The following is a 23146-nucleotide window of genomic DNA, read 5'->3' as shown; positions in this document are numbered from 1 at the left end:
CGTTTGGCGAACCGTATTCAGCAACGTCTTATTCCTTGTCGTCTTGCAAAGGGCTTCCATCCAGCCCTTCGGGGGCCAGCAACGCTTCCACGCCGCCCGCGGCCACCAGTTGTCTCGTGACAAGATCGATCTCCAGGGCCTTCGCCTGGACGGTCATGTCGGGACGACGCAACGAAACGCCGCCCTTGAGGTACACCTTACCTATCGCCCCCACATAATCAAGCTGCTGCGCGTCCAGGGCCAGATCTCCGAATCGACCGCGAACCCTGTCGTACAACGTGAGGTTGTCATTTCCCTGGTCCACCTCGCCGCGCTCGGACTGGACATAGACCTCCTGGCGGTCATCGCCGAAAAAGGCGGTGAGCTGGGGGAATTCCACGGCAATGACACCGAGCTCCTGATTATATTTCGCGCTCTTGGCCAGGAGTTTCCAGTCCAGACTCCCCTGCTTGCCCTGCACCAGTTCGATGTCCTCGGCTGAAATATCGGCGTCGGCGAACATGGCTTCGCGGGACACAGGGGCATGGTCTGCGGCGTCATTCGATTCCAGAATGGGATCGGAAAGAAAGAGTTCGTTGACGCCTACGCCAAGAAGCAGCCCAAGAGCGAAGATGACGAGCAGAATCAGAGCCGGACGGCTTTTCATCTAATCCACCCAGTATTTGAGGGCTTGTTCCTTGAGGCCCTTGGCTTCGAGGATGAAAGAGATGGCTTCGCGAACCGCGCCCTCCCCGCCTTTGCGAGTGGACATCCAATCGGCTGCCTCGACCACCTCGGGCACGGCATTGGGCACGCAAAGGGCCAAACCGGCGCGCTTCATCACCGCCAGATCGATCCAGTCGTCGCCCATGAAAGCGGCTTCGCTCGGATCGACACCGGCCTTTTCGCATATCTCCTCAAACAGCGGGAGCTTGCGGTGATGGCCTGCGTAATAGAATTTGATGCCCAGCTCCCGGACTCGATTCTCCACAGGAGCTTGGTTCAATCCGGTAATGACCCCAATCTCAAGCCCCATTGCCTGGGCCACCTTGATTCCGAGACCATCCTGTACATTGAATCGCTTCATGAGCAGGCCGTCTTCGCCATAATAAAGGCCGCCGTCGGTGAGCACGCCATCGACGTCGAGCACCAACAGACGGACTTTCCGCGCCAGGGCGGTCACGTCAGCCACGATTGATCTCCCACAAGGCCAGAAGTCTTTTCAAAAGCCTCTCCACCTCGGCGAGCGGCAGGCTGTTGGGACCGTCGCACAGCGCCTTGTCCGGGTTCGGATGGACTTCCATGAACACGCCGTCCGCCCCGGCGGCAACGGCGGCCGAGGCCAAGACGGACACGTATTCCCGCTGTCCGCCCGAAGCTCCGCCCAACCCGCCGGGAAGCTGAACCGAATGGGTGGCGTCCATGACGACGGGAACACCGAACGCCTTCATTTGCGGAATGGAACGCATATCCACGACCAGGTTGTTATAGCCGTAGGTGGAACCCCGCTCGGTCAGCCAGACCTTGTCATTGCCGACGGACCGAATCTTGTCCACCACGTTCCTCATGTCCCAGGGGGCCAGGAACTGCCCTTTCTTGACGTTGACCACCCGACCCGTTTCGGCCGCGGCCACCAGCAGGTCGGTCTGACGGCACAGGAACGCCGGGATCTGCAGGACATCCGCCACTTCGGCCACAGGCGCGGCCTGTTCCGGATGATGAATGTCCGTGACCACGGGCAACCCTGTGGTCCGCTTCACCTCGGCCAGGATATCCAGGCCCTTTTCCAGGCCAGGGCCGCGAAAACTGGTCACGGAGGTCCGGTTGGCCTTGTCGAAGGAACTCTTGTAAATGATGGGGATATTCAGTCTCGAAGCCAGTTCGGCGAGCACGCCGGCGGTTTCGAGGGCTATTTCCCTGCTCTCAATGGCGCAGGGTCCGGCCAGAATGAACGGGCCGGACCTGCTGACTTGATAAAGGTCCGCCATAGACTACTTCTTGGCCTTCTCGTCCTTGGCCGCCTTGATGAATTCCCGGAACAGGGGATGCGGCTTCATGGGGTTGGACTTGAATTCCGGGTGGAACTGGCAGCCCAAGAACCACGGATGACCCGGCAGTTCGACAATTTCCACCAGGGACTCGTCGGGAGCCGTGCCGGACAGAACCATGCCGTTCGCTTCGAACTGTTCGATGTACTTGTTATTGTACTCGAAACGATGGCGATGCCGCTCGTCGATGTTCACGGCCTTGTAGGCCTCGTAAGCCTTGGTGTCCTTCTTGAGCTTGCAGGGGTAGGAACCCAGGCGCATGGTGCCGCCCTTCTCGGAATCCTCGCAACGGGTCTCGGTCTTCTTGGTCCGGAAATCGTACCACTCCTTCATCAAATAGATGATATTGTGCGGGGTGGTCTTGTCGAACTCCTCGGAGTTGGCGCCTTCCAGGCCGATAACGTTGCGGGCGAACTCGATGCAGGCACACTGCATACCCAGGCAAATACCGAAGAACGGGACCTTGTTCTCGCGAGCGTACTTGATGGACAGGATCTTGCCTTCGATGCCCCGCGAACCGAAGCCACCGGGTACCAGGATACCGTCCAGGCCCTTGAGCTTCTTCTCGACGTTGGCCGGTGTGACCTTTTCAGAGTTCACGTATTCCAGCTCGACTTTGACCTCATTGGCCACGCCGCCGTGAATCAGCGCTTCGTGCAGGCTCTTGTAGGCCTCGGTCAGGTCCACGTACTTGCCGACGATGCCGATCTTGACCGAGCCCTTGGGATTGGAAAGGGTTTCGTTGAGCTTCTCCCACGGACCAAGCTCCGCGTTCTTGGCGGGCAGCTTCAACAGGATCGCGATCTTCTGGTCCACGCCTTCATCGTAAAGTTTCAGCGGCACCTTGTAGATGGAATCCACATCCACGCAGGTGAAGACGGCGTCCTGATCTACATCGCAGAACAGGGCGATCTTCTTCTTGAGGTCCTCGGGCAGTTCCACTTCGGAACGGCAAATGATGATATCGGGCTGGATGCCGACGCTCCGAAGCTCCTTGACGGAGTGCTGGGTGGGCTTGGTCTTGAGCTCTCCCGCGGCCTTGATGAACGGCACCAGAGTGAGGTGAATGAACAGGACATTTTCCTTGCCCAGGTCGTTCTTGAGCTGACGAATGGCCTCCAGGAACGGCTGTCCCTCGATGTCGCCGACGGTGCCGCCGATCTCGATCAGGGCCACATCCTCGCCGTTGGGCAGGTTGATGACCGCTTCCTTGATGGCGTCGGTAATGTGCGGGATGACCTGCACGGTGCCGCCCAGGTAGTCGCCGCGGCGTTCCTTCTGAATGACCGAGTTGTAGATGGAGCCGGAAGTGTAGTTGTTCTGCTGGGTCAGGGCCGTTCCGAGATAGCGCTCGTAATGGCCGAGGTCGAGGTCGGTCTCGGCGCCGTCGTCAGTGACGTAAACTTCGCCGTGCTGAAAAGGGTTCATCGTGCCGGGGTCGACGTTGATGTAGGGGTCAAGCTTCTGGATGGTGGCCTTGAGCCCCCTGGCCTGGAGAAGCGCTCCAATGGATGCAGCGGCCAACCCCTTGCCCAGCGAAGAAAGGACACCACCGGTGATAAATATGAACTTGGTTTTCATGCGTCAGAAAGCCCCTTGGTTATGCTTGAATTGTAAGGATATATCATAACCGGTCTCGTTCACCGGCCATGTTGACTGTCGTGCGCCGGACACGTATGTTCCTGCCCAGCACGTCGCTACTTCGCGAATTTTGCAGGGTACTGCGACAAAGTCAATATGAAGAGGAGAATTTCATGGCCCGCGTCAATGCACTCGTCATCACCGGATACGGCACCAACTGCGAGAAGGAATCCGCCTACGCCTTGCAACAGGCTGGTGCGGATAATGCCGATATCGTTTACTTTTCCGATCTCGCAGCGGGCCATGTCCGCATGGACGAATACAATTACCTGCTCTGCCCCGGCGGATTTTTGGACGGCGACGATCTGGGAGCGGCCCAGGCGGCGGCCCTGCGCTGGCGGTGGTCCATCGACGCGGACGGCAAACCCGTTCTCGATCAACTGAAGGGTTTCTTCGAGAAAGGCGGCATCATCCTCGGCATCTGCAACGGCTTCCAGCTTTTGTGCAAGCTCGGCCTGCTTCCGGCCATCGGCGGGCGGTATTTCGAACGCCAGGTTTCTTTGTCCTACAACGACTCCGGCCGGTTCGAAGACCGCTGGGTGCGCCTCAAGGCCAACCCCGCCTCGCCCTGCGTTTTCACCAAGGGCATCGACTGCCTCGACGTGCCCATCCGCCATGGCGAAGGCAAGATCATCCCCATGGATGAAGCCACCTTCCAGACCCTGCAAAAAGATAATCTCATCGCGGTCCAATACATTCATCCCGAGACCGGCGAAGTGACGCAGGAATATCCGTACAATCCCAACGGATCGCCGCTCGGCATCGCCGGGCTGACCGATCCCACGGGCCGTATTTTGGGCCTCATGCCCCACCCCGAAGCGTACAACCACAAGACCAATCACCCGTCCTGGACGCGCGGCACAGACCCGGAAATGCCGCTTGGCCTGGTCATGCTCGAAGCCGGGGTGCGCTACCTGAAGGACAGGTAGTCACCGCCCATGGCCGCGCCCGTCGCCCCCCAGCCGCCCGCCGGAACAACCTGGCGCGCCCTTATGGACGTTGCGTTCGAAGAGGCGTGCAAGGGTTCCAAGGCTGGAGAGGCCCCCATTGGCGCGGCCCTGTTCACACCTACGGGCACATTGCTCGCGGCGGCCCACAACAAGCCCATCGCCACCCACGACCCGACCGGGCACGCGGAAATTCTCTGCCTGCGCGAGGCGGCACGGATAATGGGCAACTACCGGCTGCCCGGCACCATCATGGCCGTGACCCTGGAGCCTTGCCTCATGTGCACGGGTGCGCTCATTCACGCCCGAGTGGCCGGAGTGGTCTTCGCGGCCAGGGACGACCGTGCCGGAGCTCTCGTCTCCAATCTGCAAGGCTGTTCCCTGCCGTTCGCAAACCACCGACTGTGGACCGTGGAAGGCGTCATGGGCAGCGAATGCTCGTCCCTGCTCAAACGGTTCTTTCTGGAACGCAGGAAATAGTCCCCTTTACATGGAATGATTTTGTCTTATCATATTTCATTCGAACCCATTCATCCATCCAGGAGAGACATATGATAATCGCACTGCCCACCCGCGAAGGGCTCATCGACGATCATTTCGGCCATTGCGACCATTACACCCTCGTAACCATCGAGGACAATCGGATCACCTTCAGCGAGCGCATGGACTCGCCCCAAGGGTGCGGTTGCAAATCCGACATCGCCCCGGTTCTGGCCGAACGCGGCGTCAAGGTCATGCTGGCCGGCAACATGGGCCAGGGGGCGTTGAATATCCTGAAAAATGCCGGCATCGAAGTAATCCGAGGCTGCTCCGGCCCCATCGAGGACGTCCTTGACAAATGGCTGTCCGGCGAATTGAAGGACAACCAGATCACCTGCGATCACCACGATTGCGACCATCACGAAGGTCACGACCACAACCACCTGAAGCCGCTTTAAAATTAACTTTGCACCCCCGGCAAAAACGCCTCCCGGCCAAACCGCGAGGCGTTTTTCATTATCTTCCGCCAACAAAACAGCATCCCGCCCCCGACAAATCCCAAAAGGTGCTTGCCAGCCGCGCCGACTCTGTTTATAAACCCAATTCCACAACGCGCTCCGCATGTTTTGAACAAAACAGACAGTTCAGCACATGCACCGGGGCGACGGAAGGAACAACCTGGAAATTCCCGGCCCCTTCCGCAGCACGTCAACAGCGCAAGTGGACATATTGGAGAGGTAGCGAAGTCCGGCCGTAACGCGCTCGACTCGAAATCGAGTTACGAGTTAATAGCTCGTACGTGGGTTCGAATCCCACCCTCTCCGCCATATTTCAGCCTCAAGAGGTCTTGAGAGATACAGAAAGCCCCGTTAATACGGGGTTTTTTGCTTTCTAGGTGGTCTCATAAGGTAAAATAGGGTTTATTGACATATTGGGGCAACTGGGGGCAATAATGGGGGCAAATGGAAAAAGGTTGCCCCAAGTAGCAAGGAGTTGCCCCCATGCCGTTAACCGATGTGACCTGCCGGAACGCCAAGCCGAAAGAGAAAATCTACCGTCTTTTCGATGAGAAAGGACTATATCTTGAAGTCTCCCCGCGTGGGGGCAAGTGGTGGCGGCTCAAGTACCGTTTTGGGGGCAAGGAGAAGCGGCTCTCTCTCGGCACCTATCCCGACGTGAGTTTGTCCGAGGCCCGCGACAAGCGCCGCGACTTCCGCAAGCTACTGGACAACGGCCAGGACCCCTCTCAGGTCCGCCAGGAAGAAAAGGCGCTGGAACGTGCCGAGGGTGAAACCTTCCAAACTATCGCCCTGGAGTGGTTCGACCGCTACAAGCACGCCTTCTCCAAGCCCTACGGCAAATCCATTATCCAGCGTCTTGAAAAAGACGTCTTCCCCTGGCTAGGACACCGGGCGATCAGGGAGTTGACCCCGCCTGAAATCCTCGCATGTATCCGTCGCATTGAATCCAGGGGCGCGGCTGAGACTGCCCGGCGACAGATGCAGAAGATTGGCCAGATAATGCGCTTTGCGGTCGCTACAGGCCGTGCCGAGCGCGATCCTACAAGGGACCTTCAAGGCTCTGTCCCTCCCCCCGAGAAGAAACACTTTGCGGCGATAACCGACGTGCGCGAAGTCGGCGCATTGTTGAACGCCATAGACGGCTATCACGGCCAACACACAACCCGCTGCGCCCTACGCCTTGCCCCCCTGCTCTTCGTGCGTCCTGGCGAACTCCGCAAGTCTGAGTGGAGCGAGTTTGAACTGGAAGGCAAGACACCCACCTGGAGGATTCCCCCCGAAAAGATGAAGATGCGCCGCCCTCACCTTGTCCCGCTCTCCCGGCAAGCCGTTGACGTGCTGGCGGATCTCTACCCCCTGACCGGATCGGGCAAGTATCTTTTCCCCGGCAACCGTGGCGACAAACCCATATCAGCAAACACGCTGAACGCGGCCTTGCGCTATCTCGGATACACCAATGACCAAATGACCGCCCACGGCTTCCGAGCTATGGCCTCCACCCTCTTGAACGAAACGGGCTGGGAACCGGATGTTATCGAGGCGCAACTGGCCCATACCCCGAAAAACGCAATTCGAGCGGCATACAACCGAAGCCAATATTTGCCCCAGCGCCGCGAGATGATGCAAAGCTGGGCTGACTTCCTGGACAAACTGAAAAAGGACGCAGACGGCAAGGTGGTGCCGATTTTCAAGCAAGCATAAAGCCCATATCGAGCAAAAGAAATGGCCCTGCCGGGGTGCTGCAACCACCCCGATAGGACCTGACCACAACCCTACACAGGAGGTAGAATCATGGCTGAACTGAAAGTAGCGGGAACATCCCCTGATGGCAATGGCATTCCTATGAAGGCGCTTAGGCAAAGTTGTCTCGAACACGCTCACGAGATTGGAGAGATCGGGCATGCAGTCAATGCCATCAGTGAATTGCTCGACAACATCAGCGACAGAACGGGCAATGAGTCTTATAGTCAGGTGTTCGGCTCGGCTTACATGCTCGCTTCCCTTGGAAAGAGACTTTCCGACCTCGCTTGCGAGGTTGACGACATGCCGAGAAGACTCCGAGCGGAGGCATCTCATGGATAAGTCGTTGCTGACCCAAAGCGAACGTATGGCTGAGGCTCAAAGGGAACTCTCCAAGCTTCATTCTTTTCTCAGTTTTATAGAAGGAAGCCTTGAAATTCGGGGGGATTGTGAGATGGACCGGGAAAAGGGAGAAGAGGTTTTTGGAATGGCTCACGCAATGGAATTGGCGACAAGACAAGTCCGCGAGATTTCCGATATCCTTGAACCGGTCCAAAAAATCTAGCAACGGTACAACACGCCCCCCGGCTTCGGCTGGGGCAGCATAGATTTCACGCCCTAGCTTGGGGGTAGCTCCCCCAGGTGAAAGCCCCGGCCTCCCGCCGGGGTTGGGCGTGACGCAAACGGGAGAAGGCTAACGGGAGGGCCTAGCGTGAGTAACAATAAGCTTGAGCAATTCCTTTTTTGGAGGGGGCAATACGTTTCCAGAAACCCCGAATTCATCAGATTGGAGAATGAAGAATGGGCCGCTATTGATGTCTTTGTGGAAGCCACGCCAGAAGAGGAAGACGATTATTGGAGAAACGCTCTTTTCTCGGCAATCGAATCGCTGGCCCCACTTGATTTGTGGGGCGGATTAACCCCAGCCCAACGGGATGCTCTTTACCAGGCAAGAAAAAGTCACCAACAAAGAAAAACCCTTTTCCCGGCTGATTGGACCTGTAAAGAAAAAGCTACCGACATTTTAGACGCCGTAGCCTCAGAAACATTTCCAGAAAATCTTGGAGTAGGACTTTCGCCGGTCCAAAATCCATGGGTGGAACAGATCAAGTCAGAGGGGGAAATCCTAGATATCAGAATTGATGTCTCGGGAAATATGGCCGAGGCCCTTGAATCCGTCCGCCTCCTCATGCTGATGACCAGAATCAATTCTGGGGAGTCTCAATGGAGGCAGGAACTTGAAGACTCCTTACATGGCGGCAGACCGGGCTACCCGCGTGAAGTGTTGAGCGCTATCAAGCGAGAATCACCGTCCGTTCCTATTCAGAGGCTACACAATCGCGCAAGGGCCATTGGTATTTGGCTTTACGATCAGGTTGAAGTAACCGGAGAGCATAACTTGGCTGATCATTGCCGAAGACTTAGGGACCTTCCCCAATTTGAGTCTCTTGGATTTGCCGGATCTGAGGATTCTGTCTTCCGGCGGCATTTTTCAAGAACGTGCGAGTGCATCCAGGCTGGCGACGTACTCCCCTTTAGGTAACAAGATACCAGTTCGTCAAAACTGCCACGCTTACCTAATCACCACCTGTTTTTTATCTAACTTCCATAAAGTCTAACCGAGCCTCACCACGGCTCAGACTATTTGGAGGTTTTTATGACATCTGGCACCCCGGTATTCCCTGACACCGGCTTCCTGCGGATCAAGCAGCTTCTCAACTTTATTCCTGCAAGCGAACCCACCATTTGGCGCTGGATTAAAAATGGCCAGTTTCCCAAGCCCGTAAAACTCGGACCGCGTACTACCGCCTTTGACGTTGCCGCCGTCCGTGAGTGGATGGAGGAGCGCAACCGCGAACCCAAGGACGGGGAGGCTGCCTGATGCTGAACAAAGCAAAAGCCCCCGTCAATCCTGCCGAGACATCGAGGGGCGAAAGAAAAACCGTTGCCCAATTCATACCGCTTCCGTTTGAATCCGTCAAACAGGCTGCCCCCAGGATCGCCCGCCGAGTTCAGAGCCGCATGATTGACCGTGTGGCCGCAGCCGGTTGGCCGTGGGATGCTCGGACCTCTCTCATGGTGGATGCCCTCCAAGTCCACATTGAGGAGGCCGAAGACCGACAGGGGGTGGCAGCATGACCCCGCAAGATATCATCTCCGCGTTTGAGGCCGAGCTTCACCGTGCCGGGATCGTCCCCGGCGAAATCCTAGCAGACGGCGAGTTGCACCGTTGCGGGACCCAGGGGAAGCCGCAGGGTAAAGACGCTGCCTATGTGCTACATCTGGACCAGCCCGCGTCCGGTTGGTGGCAAAACTGGCGCACCGGAGAGTCCGGCACCTGGACGGATGGCGACAGTTCCGCAATGTCCGAGGCCGAGAGGCAGTCCCTCAAGGCCAGGATAGAGCGAGACAGGGCAGCCAGGACAAAAGAACAGGCCCGCCGCTATGCCGAGGCCCGCGCCAAGGCTGTCGAGGCCCTAAACGGGCTTCCTGACGCCCAGGACGGCAACCCGTATCTGACCGCCAAAGGAGTAAGAGCAGTTGCTCGGCTTCGTGTCGATGATGACAACCTGGTCGTGCCGGTCCTCGGCAAAGACGGGCAGCCGCAGACGCTTCAATTCATCCACGCGGACGGCTCCAAGTTGTTCCTTCCTGGTGGACAAGTTGCCGGTGGTTTTTTCCCAATCAAAGGCGACGATGGCCGGTTGTTCATCGTGGAGGGCCTTGCCACAGGTCTTTCCGTGTATGAGGCAACCGGGGCAACCGTTCTTTGCGCGTTCAATGCCGGGAACCTCAAACCCGTAGCGGAGCTGGCGCGGAAGACCTACCCCGACCGAGAGATCGTCATAGCTGGAGACAACGACGCTAGGACCAAGGGCAACCCCGGCAGAACCAAGGCCGAGGCCGCAGCGCAAGGCGTGGGAGGCAAGTTGGTTGTCCCCCTCTTTGAAGATCGCCCCGACCTGTCCGACTTCAACGACCTTCACCAATTGGCGGGGCTGGATGCTGTGCGGGAGCAATTGGCCCGGTGCAATGGACCTCAGCCCATCGAGGACCAAAAGCCGAGCGAGGAGGATTACCCCGCGCCCGTCCATCTAGACGACGTGGTGTTGCCTCAGCTTCAAGCTGATATGATCCCCGGTCCCCTGGCCCATATCTGTCAGGACGTGGCCGAGGCCCTACAGGTGCCGCTTGAATTGTCCCTGACAGCCGCCCTCTCTGCCGTTGCGACAGCCGTACAAGGCAAGGCCCGCGTCCAAGTCAAGCCGGGCTACTCCGAGCCACTGAACCTATTTCAGTGTTGTGCGCTTCCTCCCGGTCAAAGAAAAAGCGGTGTGGTGGAGATATTCAAACGGCCTCTTGTCCAATGGGAGAAAGAGCGCAGGACCGAAATGGTGGATGCTGTGCGAACGGCCAAGTCCGAAAGAGCTACACTGGAACAGGCCATCAACGCCAAGCGGAAGAAGATCGCCAGTGCAAAGACTAACGAGGACCGCAGGGCCGTCTTAGATGAAGTCCGACAACTTGAAGCCGAATTGCCGGAAGTCCCAACTATCCCCCGTTTACTTGCCGACGATGTAACCCCGGAGGCCATGGCCGAGATCATGGAACCGCAGGGAGGACGAATCGCCATTATCGAAGCTGAGGGGGGGATACTTGACACCTTGGCGGGCCGCTATTCCAAGGGCGTTGCCAACCTAGACCTTGTGTTGAAGGCGTGGGGGCAAGAGGCTGTCCATGTTGACCGACGCGGGCGTGATCCAATCGTGTTGGAGTCACCGACGTTGACCCTTGCTCTTTGTCCGCAGCCGAGCGTTATAACGGTCCTCGGCGAAAACAGCGTCATGCGCGGGCGTGGGTTGGTAGGCCGTATGCTGTTCTGGCTGCCCAAGAGCCTGCTTGGAAGCAGGGGGCAAACCCGAGCCGTATCACAGACGATAGAGGCCGAGTACAACCGCTTGATAAGGGAACTCTTGGACCTCCCCGCCCGTATGGGCGATGACGGCCAGGATACCCACCACCTGATCCACCTGACCCCCGAAGCGTTAAACGTATGGGAGGACTTCAACAAGGCTGTTGAGGAAGAACTCGGCCCCGGTGGAGAGTTCGCAGATATGACCGATTGGGCGGGAAAGCTCCCCGGCCAGGCAGTGCGGTTAGCTGGCCTTTTCCATTGCGCATATTGTGAACGCCCTTGGGACCTCAAAATTGGAAAAGATGTGATGTTGGCAGCAACCAACCTTGCATCCATATTGGTGGAACATGCCAAGGCAGCCCTTGACCTCATGGGCGTCGATCCTCGGACCGAGTGTGCTAAGAAAATATGGGGTTGGCTAGATCGTGACGGCGTGGAGCGATTCACAGGGCGTGACGCATTGAAAAGAGTCCGAGGGACGTTCCCCACTATGAAAGAGGTTAGCCCCGGCCTGGATGTTCTGGAAGAGTATGGGCTGATTATCAAGCTGCCAAAGCAACACAAAAGCCAACCTTATGCGGTCAACCCCAAGGCCAGGAGATCATAAAATGGGATTCTCCGACAGGTGGCTGAATCAAAACTCACAGACTAAGAATACATGCACAATATCCACAATACCTCCGATAGAGGCCCCTATTGTGGATATTGTGCAGGGGTTTCATGAAAGTGAAATTGAGATGGCCGCATATCCGCACCTGGCCCCTTGCCCTCTTCATGGCGGCCATTGGGTCTACCGGGGTCAAGCGTGTGAGAGTTGCGGGAAGCGGTCCGGTTGCCCTTCATGGAGGGTGCAGACGTTTACGCCGAGGACTGACCTACCCGCCAGGTTTGTGAAGCCGAGGAGGGCCGGTAAATGAAGATCATCCGAGACAGCCGGGAGCAATCGCCCTTCCACTTCGAGGGCGACAAGTATGAGGGCGTAGCCGTGATCGAGGGCACTCTTTCAACTGGCGACTACTCGCTTGCTGGATTGGAAAGCCGGGTGGCCGTTGAGCGCAAAAGCCTGGCCGACTTCGTACAGTCCATCTCTACGGGCCGGGAACGCTTCGAGCGGGAGTTGACCAGGGCCAGGGGACTGGATGCCTTCATGGTAGTCGTAGAGGCCCCATTCTCTGATATCGTGGCCGGGAACTATCGGAGCCGCATGAAACCCAAGGCGGCGACACAGACGGCCTATTCGTTCATGTCCCGATACCGGGCGACCTTTCATTTCGCACAGTCCAGGGCATGGGCCGAGTACGCGACCTATCACTTTTTGCGGCACTACGCCCGACAGATGGAGCGGGAGTATAAGGCGGCGGTGGCATAGGGGGGCGGTGAAAAGTCTAGGGTTGCATAGCGGTAGACCGTCGGTGGAAGTTTTGGTTTCAGTAACGCGAAAAAATAAGGGTGCTTTTGTTCGTTATGATTTGCCGAATAGGACACTCTCCGCCATCCTCACACCGCCACCTTTCTGGGGGCAACTTTGGGGGCAACAAAAAAATGTGATTTTTTATCTCAAACAACTACAGCCAGATAGATATAAAATCACACAGACACCCTCGCCATATTTCAAGGGGTTACGGCATATTCCCGCAACCCCTTTTTTCTGTTTTTTAGAGAAAAGATGCAAACAACCAGGAGAAGACCTTTGAACTTTGCGTCCTATTAAGTGATCGCACAATTCAAACGGGAATTTGTATAAATCCGCAGCGTGAAGGAATCGCCAAGGCATAGGCCAGGGGGCAAGTACTGTGGACGGACGGCAAAACTCTCCAAGGAACAGATGAACGAGATCAGGCGACGCAGTGGTCAGGAAGAGGAAAAGAAGGCGTTGGCAGCAGAGTTCGGTATTAGCCGCCAGACTCTTTACCGGATCATCAAGGGGTAGCCAAAACGGCTTCCAAATTTCGCCTCTGACGCGTCCTGGCCGGTCGTCCTAGCCAAGGGTCGAATCGACAGTCAGAATGCCTTACGGCGTCCGCAAATGCCCGGCCCGCCTACCTTGCTGGACGGGCTTTCTCTTTGTGTATTTATGTCTTAGGGTGTATCTGTTTTTGTATGGCTGAGTTTAATCTTCAACCTGGAAGGGGAAACCTCCCGTCCCTCCAATTCGAGGAAGAGATGCCAGTATGCAAACTCTGCCAGACTGAGGCTCCTCTTAGGGAATCACATATCTACCCTAACCACTTGTATCGTTTGGTAGTTGATTCAAACCACCGATACTATGCCTACACGACTCAAGGCGCACGCGACGTGCGTCAGAAAGGTTTATGGGAACGGTTGTTTTGCCATGACTGCGAACAACTCCTAAGCCGTAAATATGAAGACTATTTCGCTCGATATTGGCTCAACGCCAACGCACTACCTGACTCAATTCCTGACGAGGATATCACCCTTACAGGGATCGAATATCTTCGGTTTAAGCTCTACCACCTAAGCATCCTTTACCGAGTTGGAATTAGTTCCCTACCAACATTCAGACATATTGACCTTGGCCCCCATCAGGAAAGAATTCGGCTGATGCTTTTGGAGCAAACCGATAGCGACAAGTATCACATTGTCCCTGCTGCTTTAATCAAGGAAGACCGAACAGTAGTGAAAAGGGTGATGACCTTTCCCAAATGGGCATATATTGAAGGTCACACATTCTACAATACCATCTATGCGGGATGTGCGTGGGGAATCAAAACATCCAATCATGAGTTCCCCGGATTGAGTGCAACCGGGCTTCAAGCTAATGGTGACATGCTGGTAACCTGTGAGAAATACGATGACTATGAGGAACTCCTACAGGCAAGTCGACTTATCAACGAAGCCTCAAATGATTAACTTGCCAACTGCCACACCAGACTGCTACACCAGAGCCAGAAAACGAAGACAAAAATATCAATGATAACAGGGTTTGAAGGTTCAACTTCTGGAATCCCACCCTCTCCGCCATATTTCAAGGGGTTACGGATTTTCCGTAACCCTTTTTTTGATGGTGTTTTGACGATGATAGGCGGAAAAATATTCGATTGATCCAAAATCCATCCAAACAAAGCGACAAGCAAGCGACGATTAATAGATGGGTCAGCTATTCAAGTCCGTGATGGGGAGCCAAGATGAGTTTACCCCGCAAATTTCGCAATACTCTGCAGCAACTTGACCATGTCCAGCTTTTCGCCGGAAGCCTTCAAATCGTGACGCATCCGATTGACACACCTAAATGAGTCAAAAGGGAAAGGACAAAAGCTGGTCCGGCTTGGGGTTGAATTTGAACAGAACAGATGCCCCGACAAAGCGAATTTAATCAGATCGAATGAGACTGTGGAGGCTGCGGAAGTATTATCGCGTCCACTCTGCCGAGGAATCTCTAACCCATTGAGCAAGGACTCCAAAGGCCACCCCCAATACGGCTCCAAGCCCAAACAGAGCCTCACCGACAAAGATAGATGAGAAGATTACGGTGAGGATGAAGGTACCTAGGAACCAGTTCAGCGGCTTGATGTCGGTAACATGCTGCGCGCCGCAACCAGAGCAGACGCAAACGCCTGCACGCAACTTTGTTCCGCAGAAAGGACAGACCTCAGGCTTTGTTATTTGAACACACCTCATGCTTGAGCCATAACAGATTACCTAGACGCAGTGAAGAAAATCTATATGCTTCGTCAAGTTTTGTGAGGGATAGGGCTCACTATTCAGACGCCGGCCAGACTCGTGATTCGTTTTCTGTTCCCAGGTTGCAAATGGAGATTCAAAGGCCGACCAGATAACTCTGGTTACCAATGGCAACTAAGGGACTCCCCACACACCAGTGGCCTTGGTCCGCCAAGTCTGCCCTCGCTAGAACTGACCCCGGCAAAAAAAAACGAAAGGGCCGACGATATTCGTCGGCCCTTGCGTCGGTTGCGTATTCGGCCCAAGGCCGAAGGCTGGACTTATCGGGTCTGATGCTTTTCCTTGTATTCCTGCAGGGCATGGCAGAACTGATCCATGCAGGAGGTAGACTTGGAGCCGCAGGTGATGCCGCTGAAGCGATCAAGAACGAAGTCCACGTTCATGCCTTCGATCATGGAAGCGATGGCCTTGAGGTTGCCCTCGCACCCACCGGAAAAGTTGACGTAGTCGATGCTGCCGTTATCCACGACGAAGTCGATTTCCTTGGTGCAAACACCCGCTTCAGGCGTGTAATGCTCAACGTGTACTCGGGAGGACGGGACTGTGCCTGCGGAAGCTGTGTGATGATGTGCGTTATCCATTGTATTTAATCCGTATTATTAAAAATTCCACCGGACGAACCGGCCAAAAGAACAACTCGTCTTTCCTTGCGGCATGGCGTCATGCGGGCAAGACTTCCCTCCCTCCGGCTTGGTCCCGAACACGGGGCCTTCGGAAAGTTCATACGTCTTCCGTCAGGACAGAGACGATTCCTCAAGGCGACCAGGGATCGTGGGCCAACCACCTTCGATTCGTGCAAAACCGGGTTGTCGACCAGAGTTCGCATTACGGACTCTATCCATTCCTTCGGCAAAAAGCGTGCGATCCAAACATGTTGATCCCGATCAACTTCCGGATTCCGGATTGTGCCATTTTTCTCAAACAAGACCGAGAAATGGTACGCCAGTGAAAGTTGATCCTGAACGCTCTCTACCGACCAGCACACAAACAATGGTCTCATGTGCGCCGGGAATCGAACTACATAATCATAAAACGCTTGTCAAACGCCAATTGTGAAACATGGAACATAACTTTCCCGTCCCTCTTCAACCAGTTGAGACCTTTAATTCGCCTCTCTTCAGCGAGAGATAAAGACTTAATCATAGATCCAGCCATGTGAAAAAGATCACATGGTGCCAATTCTCACCAATGGCGCCTTTTACTTCCGACAACAAGCCGTTCAGGACAACATGGAAAAATTGCAAACAAACAAAATCAGCCCGCAAATGCTGTAGGCATCGCTCAAAAACAACGAATAAAGACGAATTATTTCGGAATATGCCTAAATTTAATTGAATGGGAACATTGCGAGTAAAACGAATAGGCATGACAAGAATATCCAACGAAGTCGCCCACCGAAAACTCAAACCGATCGAACACCGCCAACTTCCTTTCGGCATCTTGACTGGCCGCTAGACGGCTGAATTGCTTCGCCGGGAAAAAGACCAGTACCTCCGTAGAAACCTCGTCGACAGGGTTTCGCGATCCGCCTCCAAGATTTTAACCGAGATTGCCGCCGCACCGTGTGGCCATTCGGAGACATCACTTTGCTTTTGCGTAATCACAGGCTATATAAGAAGTGCTCGCTCAAAGGCTGCCCATTGTTCCGGAACCCATCCCAAAGCGCGTCCGCCAAACGGACGGGGTTGGAGCAAAAGTCATGGCATTCCGAATAAATCCTGCGAAATCATGTTTCCCATCTTCTTTTGCGTCAACGCCACGAACCGGAACGTTGTTCAGGCCCGGCCATGCCCGATCCGTGCTAATCCGAACAGGAGCAACCGGCTACCAACACCGTTGCCGGCCTGGAAGACGATGCATTTCCGGCCCCACTGCAACCACACGAACAATATGGTGACCTCATGGAACCTTATGTCATGGCAACTAATGGCGTGATCCTGGTCATCCTCTGCATCCTGGCGCTCATCCTCCTCTTTTGCCTGATCTTCGCCCCGCTCTTCATCTGGAAATGGACCAAGGCCACGAAAAAGGAAATCACCCGACTCAACGCCAACATGATAGTACTCGTCACCATGTTGAAACGATGGGAGAACCGCTATCTGCTGGTGGACGGGGAACAAAGCCCCGACCACAAGGACGAACGGTTGTTCAAGTAACGGCTCTTGCAAACAGCGGAGAGGAAACCGGGTGACGAACTCTGGGGGGGGCTTGCCTTGCGCACTCGTAGCGGTTTATCTGACGGCATGGCCTCCCCTCTTACCCAAAGCATCATCGAAATCATACGCGCCATTCCCAAGGGGCGTGTATCCACTTACGGCAGCGTGGCCGCCTTGGCTGGCAACGCCCGGGGAGCGCGGCAGGTCGTCAGGGTGCTCCATTCAAGCTCCCGCAAGGAGAACTTGCCGTGGCACAGGGTGGTCAATCGCGAGGGCAAGATTGCCTTGGACGAATTCCAGGGGCATGATGAGCAAAAACGCCTGCTCCAGGCTGAGGGGGTGGAGTTCGACCACGCCGGACGCATTGACCTCGACCGGTTCGGCTGGATTCCAAATGCGCCAATAGTGACGGATAGATAGAGATTGCCAAGCCATACGGCTTCGACTATCACACTCTGCATGTTCGGCAATCGTCCACTCGGAGTCATCTTCGCCCTGCTCGCCGTGACCATTTGGTCAGGCAATTTTCTCATCGCCAGCGGCTTCGTGGACGATATCCCTCCTGTCACGCTGGCCGCACTCCGATGGTTGACGGCCACGGCGGTGTTCCTGCCCTTCGCCAAACGCGACATGCAACGCGACATGCAAGCGCTTCTCGACCATCGCGGCGAGCTTCTGGCGGCGTCCATCACCGGCGTGACCCTGTTCAACACGATGGTGTACATCAGCGCGCGTACCACGGACACCGTAAATATGGCCCTGTTCGCAGCCACCACGCCGGTCTTCGTAGTCATTCTTGCCCGCATATTCCTGAAGGAACGCATCTCTCCGTTGCGCTGGGCCGGTCTGGCCATCGCCATTTCCGGAATGCTGGCCATCGCCACCAGAGGCTCCCTGGACACGCTCCTTAACCTGACCTTTCGCCTGGGCGACATCTGGATGTTCTGCGCCGGATTCCTTTGGGCCGTGTATTCCATCCTGGTCAAGCGCAAACCCGCGACCATCAGCCGAAACGCCTATCTCGGGGCGACCTTTCTCCTGGGAACCATTCCGCTCATCCCCGCGGCCCTCGTGGAACAGTATTTCGTCCCGTCCTGGACTCTTACTCCGGCAGTGGGCGGAGCGGTCTTGTATACTGGCGTACTGGCTTCCCTGGCCGCGTTCTTCCTCTGGAACACCGCCATCATGCACATCGGACCGGGCAATGCGGCCTTATTTCAATATTTCATACCGGTATTCAGCGGAATGGGCGCCTGGCTCTTGCTTGGTCAGCCTGTGACTCCGGTCCATGCCGCGGGTTTCGTGCTCATCTTCTCCGGCGTGGTGATGGCCACCCGCACACGCTGATCGGGATACGCCTCCATTCGAAATGAGTGGTTGCTTTTGCGTTCGGTTTCGAAATATACCAAAAGCCATGAAACAACTACTCGCCACTACCGTTATCGCGATCTCCCTGGCCGCCTTCCCGGCCTGCTCGACCAAAGCCCCGGACCTGGGCATGACCAATGGCATGTTCGCCGTCTGCCCGGACGACGTCGATTGCATTTCCTCGCAAACAGACGATGCAAAGCGCAGAATCGACCCCATCAAAGCCACCGGCGATTCCAACAAAGTGATGGTTGACCTGAGCAATGCCGTTGAGTCTGTCTTCGGCGGCAAGGTGCTTCTGAGCGAAGGCAACTATCTGCGTGCGGAATTTAGAAGCAGCGTTCTACGCACCATGGACGATGCGGAGTTTTATTATGACGAACAAGCGGGTCTGATCCATGTTCACGCCTTATCCCGTGGCGAAGCCCTGAACTTCCCGGACAGCCGGGACATCATTGAAGAGGTTCGCAGCAAATTCATCGAATTGCAGTAGCAATTCCCCGAAAGCGCAAAAAAAAGACCGCCTCCGATAGGCGGTCTTTTTTTTACAATTTTTCAGCTACTTGGATATGGCTTCGTTGGGACAGGTCTCAATGGCTTCGTCCACGCAATCCAGGGTGGAATCCGGATCGATAACCGTAGCCTTTTCCCCGTCGGCGTCCATTTCGAAAACTTCAGGACAGATCTCAACGCAAGATTCACAACCAATACATTCATCATGATCAATGACAATGGCCATAACTCAACCTCCTGAGATACTGGGATTAGTTAAAAATGGATTTCCATTTGTTGATACCTATACCCTGCGATTCAATTTGGTGGCAACCATTTTATACCAAATTTAAAGTCACGAGAATCGACATTGGCAGCCTCTTACAAATACAGTAAGCCACCATAATGCTCGAAACAGCCGCCATCGTCTTCATCGTGCTAGCCGCAGCATTCCTCCAGGGACTGACCGGATTCGGGTTCGGGCTCATCGCCCTCCCGCTGCTGGGGTTCTTCCTGAGCATCAAGACCAGCGTTCCGCTCATGGTCCTTCTCGCTGTCATCATCAGCCTCTACCTGACCGTCCGCCTGCGCAAGAACATCAATCTTAAATGCACTTTCACACTAATGTCCGCCAGCGTCGTGGGTACTCCCCTAGGCGTGTACGCACTCAAGCAGGTTCCGCCTGATGGGCTTTCGATCTTTGTCGGCATCATCATGATCGTCTTTACCAGCCACCAGTTCCTGGCCAGACCCGAGCCGATACCTCTCGGCAAACCGGCGGCCATCCTGGCCGGATTTTTTTCCGGCCTGCTGGGCGGCAGCCTCGGCGTCGGGGGGCCGCCGGTAATCGTCTATACCGCCCTCCAGCCATGGACGAAAGACCAGGCCAAAGCCACCCTGGCGTGCTTCTTTGCCTTCTCGGGCATGGTCGTCATCGCCTCTCAGGCCGTTTCCGGGATGATTACGGACGAAGTGCTGCATTTATACGTTTTGTCCCTGCCCGCCCTCGTTACGGGCATATTCCTCGGAACCAAGGCGTACAAACATCTTTCCGACAAAGGCTACAGGGAACTCGCCCTTGCGGTCGTCTTCCTGCTCGGCTGCATGATGATTTACCGCAACGTCTAAGCCCAAGCCCGCCGCCAAACGACGCGTCGGCCATACAGGATGCATCCAAACAAAAAAGCCGCTCGAAAGCGGCTCTTGAGATTTCGTCAGGAATCCCGATCTAGGGATTGTTCATCATGGCTTCAATAAAGCTGTCGGGCCACAGCGCCGGAGAGGGATCGCCTTCCATCAGCCGCTCCTTGCCCGCTTCGTCCAGCTCGAAACCGTTCTTGATGAAGCTGGTGTAGAACCCGGCCGCGTCAATGGCCCCGATAAGAATACATCCGACCAGAATGTTATCCCGGAAAATCAGCTTGCGATAGACCGAGTTCTCCCGATCGAGAAACACGGCGGTTTCGTACCGTTCGTCATCGGCCAGATTGGTCTCGCCCACGGAAATGGTCGGAAGTCCGTAATAGGTGATGGAGTTCATGGACATCCCGCCCGTGTACGGAGTTTCGGCTCCGGCCATATTCCTGCCCGCGTAACGGCCTTGGGTATACGCGTTGGGCCAGATGGGGCGGACCGTGTATTCGCCGGTCAGCAAATCCTTGGCTTCGGCGACGTCTCCGGCGGCAAAGACGTCCCTGTCGCTGGTGGCCATGTAGTCATCCACGCGAATGCCCTGCCCGGTGGTCAACCCGGCCTGGATAGCCAGGCCCATGTTCGGGCGAACGCCCGCGGCCACGATGACAACGTCCGCCGCAACCAGTCCCTGGTCGGTTTCAACGCCCTTGATGGAACCGTCCTCGCGGCGGATGATGGCCTTCGTGTCCGTGCCCTGCAGAAAATGAATGCCGTTCTTTTCCAGATGATCGACGATGAGTTCGCCGGCGGTCTCGTCGAAATAGGTGCGCATGATCCGGGAACGGACCACGATGGTGACATCGACACCCTTTTCGGCAAATCCTTCGGCGGCCTTGAGCGCAATGAGGCCCGCACCGATGACCACCACCTTCTTGACCTTGTCCACCAATTCCTTGAGGGTCTCGGCATGGGCGACGGTGGTGAAGTTGTGCACGCCGGGGCCGTCGACGCCCGGCAGGCCCGGCCGGACCGGCGTGCCGCCGGTAGCCAGAAGCAGTTTGTCGTATTTGACGGTGTCGCCGCAGTCGAGGGTCAGAACCTTATCGGCGGCGTCCACGGAAAGCACCCTGGACCCCAACCGCATGGCGACCCCGTTCCGCTCGTAAAACTCTTCAGGCCGAAACGGCAGCGTGTCGAACTTGATCTTGTCCGAAAGGTAATAGGAAATGAGCGGACGGCCGTAAGTCGGCACGGCCTCGTCGCTGATAACCGTGATGGAACCGGCTTTGTCGTGCTGGCGAATGCCCTCGATGGCGCCGATGGCTGAAACGCCATTTCCTACAATAACGTAATCCATTCGGAACTCCTCTTGGTCAAGATCTCAACCTGTTGACAATTCTGGCAACTATGACCTCTAAAAACTTGCCGGACCGATTTTCTACACATATTTTAGTTAAAAATCCATAATTATTAATTCAAACGGGTGTTTCAAGATAACACATTAGTTTTAAAGAACAAACACCATTTCAAAAGATTTGCAAGATAGCCGAAGAAAGGCTATTTAGTGCTCCGCAAAAAACCATACCCGAAAGAGATATTCGACGTGAGCTTAGACGGACAAAAGATACTCATCGCCAACAGGGGCGAGATCGCCGTGCGGATCATGGAGGCGTGTTCCGACCTCGGCCTGCCCTTTGTTGCCCTGTACACCAAAGAGGACTCCCGGTCCGGGCACCTGGACGTGGCCCGCAGGCTGGGCGGGGAAAAATCCCTGTACCGAATCCATAATTATCTCGACGCCGGGGACATTCTGTCCGTGGCGGACGAGTCCGGGGCCACTGCCATCCATCCCGGATACGGCTTTTTCTCGGAGAACTACCGCTTTGCCCGCCGCGTGGTCCAGCGCGACCGCCCCATGACCTTCATCGGTCCCTCCTGGGAAGTCATCCGGGACCTGGGCGACAAGATCAACACCAAGCGCATTGCCCGCGCCCTGGGCGTGCCCACTGTGCCCGGCTCCGACCGGGCAATATATGACGAGCTTGAGGCCGAGGCCATCGCCGAAAGCCTGTTCGAATTCCAGGCCAAAATGGGCATCAGCCGCCCGGTGGTCCTGGTCAAGGCGTCGGCCGGCGGCGGCGGAATGGGCATCGACGAATGCGAGGACATGGCCCGTTTCCGCCAGACCTACCGCCGTATCCGCAACTATTCCCTGCGCACCTTCAACGACGAGGGCGTGCTCATCGAACAGCGCGTGTTCAACTTCAACCACCTTGAAGTGCAGATCGTCTCCGACAGGTCCGGCACCAATCCGGTTCATTTCGGCACCCGCAACTGCTCGGTGCAGTCTCCCGGACTGCAAAAACGCATCGAGGTGGCCCCCGGCTTCTGGCCCCAAGGCTTGACCTACAGCTTCGACGCCCGGAAACTCCTCGACGACATCACCCGCTACTCCCTGTCCATTGCCAAGGAAATCAAATACGACAACGTGGGCACCTGGGAGTGGATCGTCACCCCGAACGGGGACCCCTTCCTTATGGAAGTGAACACCCGCATCCAGGTGGAAAACGGCGTCTCGGCCTGCATCGGCTCGGTCAACGGCAATCCCGACGTGAACCTGATCCGCGAGCAGATCCGCATCGGCCTGGGCGAGCCGCTTGGCTACACCCAGGACGACGTCTCCTTCAACGGGGTGGGCATTGAATACCGCCTCATCGCCGAGGACACCGAGAACGGGTTCACCCCCTGGGTAGGCCGGATCGAGGAACTCAAGTGGCAGAAGCGCGACTGGCTGACCGTGCACACCCACGTCCCCACGGACCGCGCCTACCAGATTCCCACGGAGTACGACCCCAACCTGGCTCTGGCCATCATCTGGGGCAAGGACCTCGAAGAAGCCAAATCCCGCGGGCTGGAATTCCTGCGGGACCTGCAACTCAACGGCTCCGATTCCGCCGGAGGAACGATGAAATCGAACATCCCCTTCCTCGTTGAAAAAACCGCAAACCTCCTCGTATTCTAA

At 56.0% G+C, this 23146-nt stretch carries 25 protein-coding genes and 1 tRNA gene; 19 read left to right on the top strand and 7 right to left on the bottom strand.

What is annotated here, in order from left to right:
* Positions 1-28: 28 nt before the first annotated feature.
* From lptC to PSN43_RS05370, 4 genes are read right to left on the bottom strand one after another with little or no spacing between them, the layout of a single operon-like run.
* Positions 29-646, bottom strand: a complete 618-nt coding sequence (gene lptC / locus PSN43_RS05385) for an LPS export ABC transporter periplasmic protein LptC (RefSeq protein ID WP_272699702.1) — start codon at positions 644-646, stop codon at positions 29-31.
* The gene (locus tag PSN43_RS05380) at positions 647-1171 is read right to left on the bottom strand and encodes a KdsC family phosphatase (protein WP_272699701.1); all 525 of its coding nucleotides are present in this window, start codon (positions 1169-1171) and stop codon (positions 647-649) included.
* A complete protein-coding gene (gene kdsA / locus PSN43_RS05375) occupies positions 1164-1967 on the bottom strand; it encodes a 3-deoxy-8-phosphooctulonate synthase (RefSeq protein WP_272699700.1) in 804 nt (267 codons plus the stop codon). The genes PSN43_RS05380 and kdsA overlap by 8 nt, the downstream gene beginning before the upstream one ends.
* Before the next feature lie 3 nt (positions 1968-1970).
* A complete protein-coding gene (locus tag PSN43_RS05370) occupies positions 1971-3608 on the bottom strand; it encodes a CTP synthase (protein WP_272699699.1) in 1638 nt (545 codons plus the stop codon).
* 173 nt (positions 3609-3781) lie between these two features.
* Here PSN43_RS05370 and PSN43_RS05365 point away from each other — a divergent pair, with 173 nt between their 5' ends.
* The 13 genes from PSN43_RS05365 (at position 3782) to PSN43_RS05305 (ending at position 14143) form a co-directional block, all read left to right on the top strand.
* Positions 3782-4597, top strand: coding sequence for a phosphoribosylformylglycinamidine synthase subunit PurQ (locus tag PSN43_RS05365; protein ID WP_272699698.1), 816 nt, complete (start codon positions 3782-3784; stop codon positions 4595-4597).
* A gap of 9 nt (positions 4598-4606) precedes the next feature.
* Positions 4607-5095: a nucleoside deaminase gene (locus PSN43_RS05360; protein ID WP_272699697.1), complete on the top strand. Its 489-nt coding sequence runs from the start codon at positions 4607-4609 to the stop codon at positions 5093-5095.
* Positions 5096-5166: 71 nt separating this feature from the next.
* Entirely contained in the window at positions 5167-5553 is a 387-nt protein-coding gene (locus PSN43_RS05355; RefSeq protein WP_272699696.1) for a NifB/NifX family molybdenum-iron cluster-binding protein, read from the top strand.
* Positions 5554-5826: 273 nt separating this feature from the next.
* A tRNA-Ser gene (locus PSN43_RS05350) sits at positions 5827-5922 on the top strand.
* Between the two features lie 174 nt (positions 5923-6096).
* On the top strand, positions 6097-7317 hold the full coding sequence (locus PSN43_RS05345; protein WP_272699695.1) for a tyrosine-type recombinase/integrase: 1221 nt from the start codon (positions 6097-6099) through the stop codon (positions 7315-7317).
* A 90-nt stretch (positions 7318-7407) separates the two neighbouring features.
* A complete protein-coding gene (locus PSN43_RS05340) occupies positions 7408-7698 on the top strand; it encodes a hypothetical protein (protein ID WP_272699694.1) in 291 nt (96 codons plus the stop codon).
* Positions 7691-7921 (top strand): hypothetical protein, encoded by a 231-nt coding sequence (locus tag PSN43_RS05335; protein ID WP_272699693.1) that lies wholly within the window; start codon positions 7691-7693, stop codon positions 7919-7921. The genes PSN43_RS05340 and PSN43_RS05335 overlap by 8 nt, the downstream gene beginning before the upstream one ends.
* Before the next feature lie 147 nt (positions 7922-8068).
* Positions 8069-8899, top strand: a complete 831-nt coding sequence (locus PSN43_RS05330; protein WP_272699692.1) for a hypothetical protein — start codon at positions 8069-8071, stop codon at positions 8897-8899.
* Between the two features lie 114 nt (positions 8900-9013).
* Positions 9014-9238: a helix-turn-helix transcriptional regulator gene (locus tag PSN43_RS05325; protein WP_272699691.1), complete on the top strand. Its 225-nt coding sequence runs from the start codon at positions 9014-9016 to the stop codon at positions 9236-9238.
* Between the two features lie 253 nt (positions 9239-9491).
* Positions 9492-11879: a DUF3987 domain-containing protein gene (locus PSN43_RS05320; RefSeq protein WP_272699690.1), complete on the top strand. Its 2388-nt coding sequence runs from the start codon at positions 9492-9494 to the stop codon at positions 11877-11879.
* 306 nt (positions 11880-12185) lie between these two features.
* Entirely contained in the window at positions 12186-12641 is a 456-nt protein-coding gene (locus PSN43_RS05315; protein ID WP_272699689.1) for an ERCC4 domain-containing protein, read from the top strand.
* Positions 12642-13025: 384 nt separating this feature from the next.
* Entirely contained in the window at positions 13026-13202 is a 177-nt protein-coding gene (locus PSN43_RS05310) for a helix-turn-helix domain-containing protein (protein WP_272699688.1), read from the top strand.
* 365 nt (positions 13203-13567) lie between these two features.
* Positions 13568-14143 (top strand): hypothetical protein, encoded by a 576-nt coding sequence (locus PSN43_RS05305; RefSeq protein ID WP_272699687.1) that lies wholly within the window; start codon positions 13568-13570, stop codon positions 14141-14143.
* A 1091-nt stretch (positions 14144-15234) separates the two neighbouring features.
* On the opposite strand, the gene PSN43_RS05300 is transcribed toward PSN43_RS05305, so the two are convergent.
* The gene (locus tag PSN43_RS05300) at positions 15235-15555 is read right to left on the bottom strand and encodes a TIGR03905 family TSCPD domain-containing protein (protein WP_272699686.1); all 321 of its coding nucleotides are present in this window, start codon (positions 15553-15555) and stop codon (positions 15235-15237) included.
* A gap of 1335 nt (positions 15556-16890) precedes the next feature.
* Here PSN43_RS05300 and PSN43_RS05295 point away from each other — a divergent pair.
* The 4 genes from PSN43_RS05295 (at position 16891) to PSN43_RS05280 (ending at position 18991) form a co-directional block, all read left to right on the top strand.
* Positions 16891-17130 (top strand): hypothetical protein, encoded by a 240-nt coding sequence (locus tag PSN43_RS05295; protein ID WP_272699685.1) that lies wholly within the window; start codon positions 16891-16893, stop codon positions 17128-17130.
* Between the two features lie 87 nt (positions 17131-17217).
* Positions 17218-17550, top strand: a complete 333-nt coding sequence (locus PSN43_RS05290) for an MGMT family protein (RefSeq protein WP_272699684.1) — start codon at positions 17218-17220, stop codon at positions 17548-17550.
* A gap of 39 nt (positions 17551-17589) precedes the next feature.
* Positions 17590-18477 (top strand): DMT family transporter, encoded by an 888-nt coding sequence (locus PSN43_RS05285; protein WP_272699683.1) that lies wholly within the window; start codon positions 17590-17592, stop codon positions 18475-18477.
* 67 nt (positions 18478-18544) lie between these two features.
* Positions 18545-18991: a DUF1499 domain-containing protein gene (locus PSN43_RS05280; protein ID WP_272699682.1), complete on the top strand. Its 447-nt coding sequence runs from the start codon at positions 18545-18547 to the stop codon at positions 18989-18991.
* 66 nt (positions 18992-19057) lie between these two features.
* Here PSN43_RS05280 and PSN43_RS05275 read toward each other — a convergent pair whose 3' ends face one another.
* Positions 19058-19237, bottom strand: coding sequence for a ferredoxin (locus tag PSN43_RS05275; protein WP_269942575.1), 180 nt, complete (start codon positions 19235-19237; stop codon positions 19058-19060).
* A gap of 158 nt (positions 19238-19395) precedes the next feature.
* Between PSN43_RS05275 and PSN43_RS05270 the strand changes: the two genes are divergently transcribed.
* Complete coding sequence (locus tag PSN43_RS05270) at positions 19396-20118, top strand: sulfite exporter TauE/SafE family protein (protein WP_272699681.1); 723 nt, start codon at positions 19396-19398, stop codon at positions 20116-20118.
* Between the two features lie 100 nt (positions 20119-20218).
* On the opposite strand, the gene PSN43_RS05265 is transcribed toward PSN43_RS05270, so the two are convergent.
* Complete coding sequence (locus tag PSN43_RS05265) at positions 20219-21481, bottom strand: NAD(P)/FAD-dependent oxidoreductase (RefSeq protein ID WP_272699680.1); 1263 nt, start codon at positions 21479-21481, stop codon at positions 20219-20221.
* Between the two features lie 246 nt (positions 21482-21727).
* On the opposite strand from PSN43_RS05265, the gene PSN43_RS05260 reads away from it, so the two are divergent.
* Positions 21728-23146, top strand: a complete 1419-nt coding sequence (locus PSN43_RS05260; protein WP_272699679.1) for a biotin carboxylase N-terminal domain-containing protein — start codon at positions 21728-21730, stop codon at positions 23144-23146.

Origin of the sequence: Desulfovibrio sp. Fe33 (assembly GCF_028532725.1) — a bacterium.
Classification (GTDB): domain Bacteria; phylum Desulfobacterota; class Desulfovibrionia; order Desulfovibrionales; family Desulfovibrionaceae; genus Pseudodesulfovibrio.
The sequence above is the reverse complement of the archived record's forward strand: the minus strand, read 5'-3'. Positions and strand labels throughout refer to the sequence as shown.

Coding starts and splice junctions, on each gene's coding strand:
- lptC (WP_272699702.1), bottom strand. CDS start 646: ATGAAAAGCCGTCCGGCTCTGATTCTGCTCGTCATCTTCGCTCTTGGG.
- kdsA (WP_272699700.1), bottom strand. CDS start 1,967: ATGGCGGACCTTTATCAAGTCAGCAGGTCCGGCCCGTTCATTCTGGCC.
- PSN43_RS05370 (WP_272699699.1), bottom strand. CDS start 3,608: ATGAAAACCAAGTTCATATTTATCACCGGTGGTGTCCTTTCTTCGCTG.
- PSN43_RS05365 (WP_272699698.1), top strand. CDS start 3,782: ATGGCCCGCGTCAATGCACTCGTCATCACCGGATACGGCACCAACTGC.
- PSN43_RS05360 (WP_272699697.1), top strand. CDS start 4,607: ATGGCCGCGCCCGTCGCCCCCCAGCCGCCCGCCGGAACAACCTGGCGC.
- PSN43_RS05355 (WP_272699696.1), top strand. CDS start 5,167: ATGATAATCGCACTGCCCACCCGCGAAGGGCTCATCGACGATCATTTC.
- PSN43_RS05345 (WP_272699695.1), top strand. CDS start 6,097: ATGCCGTTAACCGATGTGACCTGCCGGAACGCCAAGCCGAAAGAGAAA.
- PSN43_RS05340 (WP_272699694.1), top strand. CDS start 7,408: ATGGCTGAACTGAAAGTAGCGGGAACATCCCCTGATGGCAATGGCATT.
- PSN43_RS05335 (WP_272699693.1), top strand. CDS start 7,691: ATGGATAAGTCGTTGCTGACCCAAAGCGAACGTATGGCTGAGGCTCAA.
- PSN43_RS05325 (WP_272699691.1), top strand. CDS start 9,014: ATGACATCTGGCACCCCGGTATTCCCTGACACCGGCTTCCTGCGGATC.
- PSN43_RS05320 (WP_272699690.1), top strand. CDS start 9,492: ATGACCCCGCAAGATATCATCTCCGCGTTTGAGGCCGAGCTTCACCGT.
- PSN43_RS05315 (WP_272699689.1), top strand. CDS start 12,186: ATGAAGATCATCCGAGACAGCCGGGAGCAATCGCCCTTCCACTTCGAG.
- PSN43_RS05300 (WP_272699686.1), bottom strand. CDS start 15,555: ATGGATAACGCACATCATCACACAGCTTCCGCAGGCACAGTCCCGTCC.
- PSN43_RS05295 (WP_272699685.1), top strand. CDS start 16,891: ATGGCAACTAATGGCGTGATCCTGGTCATCCTCTGCATCCTGGCGCTC.
- PSN43_RS05290 (WP_272699684.1), top strand. CDS start 17,218: ATGGCCTCCCCTCTTACCCAAAGCATCATCGAAATCATACGCGCCATT.
- PSN43_RS05285 (WP_272699683.1), top strand. CDS start 17,590: ATGTTCGGCAATCGTCCACTCGGAGTCATCTTCGCCCTGCTCGCCGTG.
- PSN43_RS05280 (WP_272699682.1), top strand. CDS start 18,545: ATGAAACAACTACTCGCCACTACCGTTATCGCGATCTCCCTGGCCGCC.
- PSN43_RS05275 (WP_269942575.1), bottom strand. CDS start 19,237: ATGGCCATTGTCATTGATCATGATGAATGTATTGGTTGTGAATCTTGC.
- PSN43_RS05270 (WP_272699681.1), top strand. CDS start 19,396: ATGCTCGAAACAGCCGCCATCGTCTTCATCGTGCTAGCCGCAGCATTC.
- PSN43_RS05265 (WP_272699680.1), bottom strand. CDS start 21,481: ATGGATTACGTTATTGTAGGAAATGGCGTTTCAGCCATCGGCGCCATC.